The organism is Tahibacter caeni (assembly GCF_024609805.1).
Lineage (GTDB): Bacteria > Pseudomonadota > Gammaproteobacteria > Xanthomonadales > Rhodanobacteraceae > Tahibacter > Tahibacter caeni.
Window position 1 is genome coordinate 1 of sequence record NZ_JANFVR010000437.1, and the last position, 3,325, is coordinate 3,325.

A 3,325-nucleotide genomic window follows, 5' to 3' on the forward strand; every position below is an offset into this window, starting at 1 on the left:
CGACGGCCGCGCCGGCCAGCGCCGCGCCGAATCCGGCGCAGAGCCAGCGGCGGCGCTGCAGGCGTGGGGGACGCGGCGAAGCCATGGTCAGTGCGCGGCCGCGCCGACGTGGAAGGCCTGGCTGCGATCCAGCGGCGAATCGCCGAAGCTGCCGTTGATGTCGAGCACGTAGTCGCCGGGCGGCAGCGCCTTGGCCGTCTCGAAGCTCACGCGGCGCGTCGCGCCGGGCAGCACGGCGTCGGTGGGCAGGCGGCCGGCCTGGACCACGCCGGCCGGCAGTTCGGCCTCGGCCGTGCCGGCCTTGGCGATCTGCGCGGTTTTGGCATCGCCCGGAAAATCGGCCTTGCGCCAGATCGCGAACGAACCGCTGCAGCGGCTGGTCGCATTGCCGTCGTTGCGCAGCTGCAGCACCGCGGAGCTGGCCGCGGCGTCGAGGCCGGTCAGCGCGCCTCTGCGCTCCGTCGGGCCGACGTGGCCGTAGACCGCAGCGCCGAAGCGGAACACGGTGCGCAGGGTGGTCGCCGCGCCGGGCGCCTTGTCCTGCGGCTGTTCCTCGAAATAGACCATGGCGCGGTGTTCGCCCGGTGTCAGCGCGACGGCCGGCCGCGCGGCGACGCGCACGACCTGGTTCTGTCCGGCCTTGACCGTGAACTGCAGCGGATTGATGACGAGCCAGCCGTCGAGCGACTGCTCGGTGGTCGGGATTTCCGAGACCTTGCCGTCGCCGTCCATGGTCCAGTTGGCGACGCGGACGCTGACGATCTTGTCCTCGGCCGTGTAGTTGAACAGGCGGAACGCCTGCGACCCCGCCGCGCCGTCGAGCGCGATGTCGAGGATTTGCGGGCTCAAGCCCACCTGTGCCTGCGCGCCGACCGACAGGAGCAGCAGCGCGACGAGCAGCCAGAGTCGTTGCATGGTCAGTAGTTCTCGAAGGTGATTTCGATCCGGCCCTGGTAGGTGCCGGGTTCGGCCAGATCGCCGGCCTGGATGTGCAGCTCGGCTTCGCCGGTCCAGACGGGACCGTCGACGTCGTTGACCAAGGAAGGTCGGTAGGTGACCAAACGTGTCCTGATGCGCGCATCGGGACGCGCGAGATTGGCGATTTCGTCGGGCTGGCCCTGCGGATCGAGCAGACGTACGCGTACGTTCGGCGGTCGCTGTTCGCTGCCGGCCGGCGGCGACCAGCGCCAGAGCACGCCCAGCGGCCGCACGATGGCCGGTACGCTGGGATGCTCGGGACCGGGCAGGTCGACGATCAGCGCATTGCCGACGAGTCGGCTCACGGCGCGGGCCGAACTGGCCGAGAGCGGACCGTCCGGCGCGACGTCGGTGCTGCGGATGCTGTCGAGCTCCAGGCGCGAGACCTGGGTTTCGAAGCGTCCGCTGCTGCCGATCGCGATGCCGCGCACGCCCGGCACGGAGCCGGGCAGGTTGGCCGCGTTCGCGGCCGCGGCGAAAAACGCCGCGACCGCGAGGCAGGCTGCCGGAATGGCCGGTCTGCGACGCATGTCAGGTCGCAGTGACGGTCAGGACGTAGTTCACGTTGCCGGCGGTGGAGCTGTACGCGCCGGTCGCGGTCGCGTTGGTCAGGTCCAGCTCCAGCACGACGCTGCCGGTCGTCAGGCCGCCCAGGCCCGGATCGACGAAGGTCGAGCTCTGCGGCGAGGCGCCGGTCAGCGCCGCGGTCGCGCCGGTCGCGATGCCGTAGTTGTCGTTGATGGCGATCGACGCCGTGCCGTTGTTCAGCGTGTTGTTGGCGCCGCGCGAGATCTGCACGGTGGTGTTGGCCGAGCTGCCGCCGACCGCGCGCACCGACCAGACGTTGGACAGCACCAGCGGCACCGCCGCGGTGTTGAGGCCGGCCGGGCCGGTCGGGCCGGTGAAGCTCGCCGTCAGGGTGCCGGCGGCGGCCGTGGCGGTGACGCCGCCCGGATTGCCGCGGTTGCAGTAGTACGTGTCGGCCAGCGCGCCGGCGGTGCAGCCGGTGGTCAGCAGGCCGGCCAGCGAGGCCGAGTTCAGCGTGATGTCGAGGGCCGAGTAGTAGTACAGGATCGTGATGCCGTTGCTGATCGTGATGTTTACGTCGACGTTGGCCTGGGCGAAGGCGCCCGAGGGAAAGCAGGCGGCCGAAGCCAGCGCGAGAGCGGCAAGGCGCGGGAGGAAACGCAGTTTGGATGTCACGACGGATAACCCCTGGTTTGAGTTGTGCTACTGCCTTTTGGCAGGCAGCCGACCCAAAGCACGGGCCGTGCCGAAATGTGATGTCCATCACGATTCGTGACGGTTGGTAACAATTGGAAGTGCCGTACTCGGAATGAGCGGTGGAAGCGGCTCAGTCCTTCGGCGGAATCATAAGGACTGGCTTTGCGCCGGCGTTCCGGGTATCGTCCGCGCCCCGCGCCGGCCTGTGCCGCCGGGCCGAAGAAATTCCTGCCGCAACGGCATTGACATTCGGTCCGCGGATAACGAGAATGCCGGGCTCCGCGCTGGAGGGATACCCAAGCGGCCAACGGGGGCAGACTGTAAATCTGCTGGCTCACGCCTTCGGTGGTTCGAATCCACCTCCCTCCACCAGCCGGTTCTAGCTTGAGCGGGAGTAGTTCAATGGTAGAACCTCAGCCTTCCAAGCTGATTGTGCGGGTTCGATTCCCGTCTCCCGCTCCATTGAAATACTGTCGCGGTTGACACGTTTGCGCTCACGTAGCTCAGTCGGTAGAGCACTTCCTTGGTAAGGAAGAGGTCGAAGGTTCGATTCCTTTCGTGAGCACCATCTTCTTCGCAACACCGTTTTGAACTCATCCACCTCCTTAGATCTCTCGGGGTTTTGCAGGCATGGCCAAGGGTAAATTCGAGCGCACCAAGCCGCACGTCAACGTCGGCACGATCGGTCACGTGGACCACGGGAAGACGACGCTGACGGCAGCGCTGACGAAGATCGGCGCCGAGCGATTCGGTGGCGAGTTCAAGGCGTACGATCAGATCGACGCGGCGCCGGAAGAGAAGGCGCGCGGTATCACGATCTCGACGGCGCACGTGGAATACGAATCGCCGAACCGTCACTACGCGCACGTGGACTGCCCGGGACACGCGGACTACGTGAAGAACATGATCACGGGTGCGGCGCAGATGGACGGCGCGATCCTGGTGTGCTCGGCGGCCGACGGTCCGATGCCGCAGACGCGCGAACACATTCTGCTGTCGCGCCAGGTGGGCGTGCCGTACATCGTGGTGTTCCTGAACAAGGCGGACATGGTCGACGACGCGGAGCTGCTGGAGCTCGTCGAGATGGAAATCCGGGAGCTGCTGACGAAGTACGAGTTCCCGG

4 protein-coding genes and 3 tRNA genes are annotated in these 3,325 nt (G+C 67.3%); 4 read left to right on the forward strand and 3 right to left on the reverse strand.

Annotated elements, in window-relative coordinates; all coding sequences use genetic code 11:
• Window positions 1-87 precede the first annotated feature (87 nt).
• From NON22_RS22165 to NON22_RS22175, 3 genes are read right to left on the reverse strand one after another with little or no spacing between them, the layout of a single operon-like run.
• Window positions 88-915, reverse strand: coding sequence for a fimbrial biogenesis chaperone (locus tag NON22_RS22165; protein ID WP_257389174.1), 828 nt, complete (start codon window positions 913-915; stop codon window positions 88-90).
• A gap of 2 nt (window positions 916-917) precedes the next feature.
• A complete protein-coding gene (locus NON22_RS22170; protein WP_257389175.1) occupies window positions 918-1,508 on the reverse strand; it encodes a hypothetical protein in 591 nt (196 codons plus the stop codon).
• 1 nt (window position 1,509) lies between these two features.
• Window positions 1,510-2,181 carry a hypothetical protein gene (locus NON22_RS22175; RefSeq protein WP_257389176.1) on the reverse strand — a complete coding sequence of 224 codons (672 nt, stop codon included), beginning with the start codon at window positions 2,179-2,181 and terminating at the stop codon, window positions 1,510-1,512.
• 307 nt (window positions 2,182-2,488) lie between these two features.
• On the opposite strand from NON22_RS22175, the gene NON22_RS22180 reads away from it, so the two are divergent.
• The 4 genes from NON22_RS22180 to NON22_RS22195 all read left to right on the forward strand — a co-directional run.
• Window positions 2,489-2,574 (forward strand) — tRNA-Tyr (locus NON22_RS22180).
• Window positions 2,575-2,590: 16 nt separating this feature from the next.
• Window positions 2,591-2,664: transfer RNA gene (locus NON22_RS22185), tRNA-Gly, on the forward strand.
• A gap of 30 nt (window positions 2,665-2,694) precedes the next feature.
• Window positions 2,695-2,770: transfer RNA gene (locus NON22_RS22190), tRNA-Thr, on the forward strand.
• Window positions 2,771-2,832: 62 nt separating this feature from the next.
• A partial coding sequence (locus tag NON22_RS22195) for a GTP-binding protein (protein ID WP_257389177.1) occupies window positions 2,833-3,325 on the forward strand: 493 nt, incomplete at its 3' end.

What these genes read in the sequence shown, in the direction of transcription:
- NON22_RS22170 (WP_257389175.1), bottom strand. Translation starts at nt 1,508, where the DNA reads ATGCGTCGCAGACCGGCCATTCCGGCAGCCTGCCTCGCGGTCGCGGCG.
- NON22_RS22165 (WP_257389174.1), bottom strand. Translation starts at nt 915, where the DNA reads ATGCAACGACTCTGGCTGCTCGTCGCGCTGCTGCTCCTGTCGGTCGGC.